The organism is Porphyromonas levii (assembly GCF_018206105.1).
Classification (GTDB): Bacteria; Bacteroidota; Bacteroidia; order Bacteroidales; family Porphyromonadaceae; genus Porphyromonas_A; species Porphyromonas_A levii.
In genome coordinates this window covers 1-1,265 of the sequence record NZ_JADRGN010000082.1, presented here as the reverse complement: position 1 = coordinate 1,265, position 1,265 = coordinate 1, and the positions used below count along the sequence as shown (strand labels likewise).

The window sequence follows — 1,265 nt, the reverse complement described above, 5'->3', positions numbered from 1 at the left end:
TTCTCACTTAATAACGACTTCCGAATCTCTAGCCCCGATACCCTTGCACGTAAGATGAAAGCCCTAAGTGTGCAGTCCAAAAAAGCTTCTAGCCAGCACAACACATTCAAATTCAACCATAATGCAAAGCTCAATCGCCTACTCTTAAAGACGGCTCTTCAGTGTGGCGGAATCTCCAAGAGCACCTCACACACACTCGACTACGATAACACCCTGATTTTTACAGAGAAGTCAGATGCCAAGATGACCTATAAGCAGTCTCTAGGTTATTGCCCTGGTGTAGCTACAATAGGCGACCAAATTGTTTATATCGAGCAAAGAGATGGGAATATGCCGGTTACTTTCCGACAAAAAAACACGCTGGAAAGAGTCTTAAACGAGCTAGATAACCACGGTGTACGCATCTCCAATCTGCGCGTAGATTGCGGATCCTACACCAAAGAAATCCTCTCCTACTTATTCGAGAAAGAGCATATCAAAACCTACGTTAGGGCACAAAATAACGAGTATGAAATAGAGCGCATCTGGAGAACAGCTAAATGGAAAAAGATTCTCATGAAGGGTCGCAAGCTAGAGTGTTGCTCGGTCCCATTCCAAGGATTAGAACTACAGGAGAAAGAACTAAAACTCATCATCTACAGAGAACAAAAAAAAGATCACAAGAAAGCCGGAAGACTATTTGATAGAGACAATTATAAAGTCTTCACTATCCTCACAAACGACAAAGAGAAGTCAGAAAAAGAAGTCATAGAGTTCTATAACAAGAGAGGCTCCTCTGAACTCAATTTCCGAGACCTCAAGGGAGACTACTCTTGGAAAAAGCTACCCTTCTCCGATATCAACCACAATCATACATTCCTCATTCTCACTGCTTTGGTTAGAAATGTTATCACCGCATTCACGCGCAAAGCCTCAGAGAAGATCCGTGGGCTAAAGCCCACAAGTCGGCTCAAGAGACTACGCCACAAAATCATCACCATCCCAGGAGAATGGGTAATGAAGAAAGGAGAATGGATCCTGCGACTCTTCTCCTCGAATAAAGAGATTAGAAAACTAGCGGTGTAGCAAAAAGGAGAGGGAGAGGAGAGGGAAACAAACAATTGGAAACATTCAGTAGCGAGCTAAACAAATAGCCCGCTGGCAATCTCGTATCCCAAAGTGTACCCATTTACAATAATTGTGGTATTCAGTAGCTTATAAATAGATAAAAAAGACAAAGACCAATCTCCAAAACAGCCAAACACCTCCCAAAATACAGCAAAGAG

The 1,265-nt window shown here is 42.6% G+C and carries 1 protein-coding gene; it reads left to right on the top strand.

Translation table 11 applies throughout. From position 1 onward, the window contains the following. Positions 1-1,065: transposase (locus IX315_RS09560; RefSeq protein ID WP_211837418.1), on the top strand; the 1,065-nt coding region annotated here is incomplete at its 5' end. Positions 1,066-1,265: the final 200 nt, after the last annotated feature.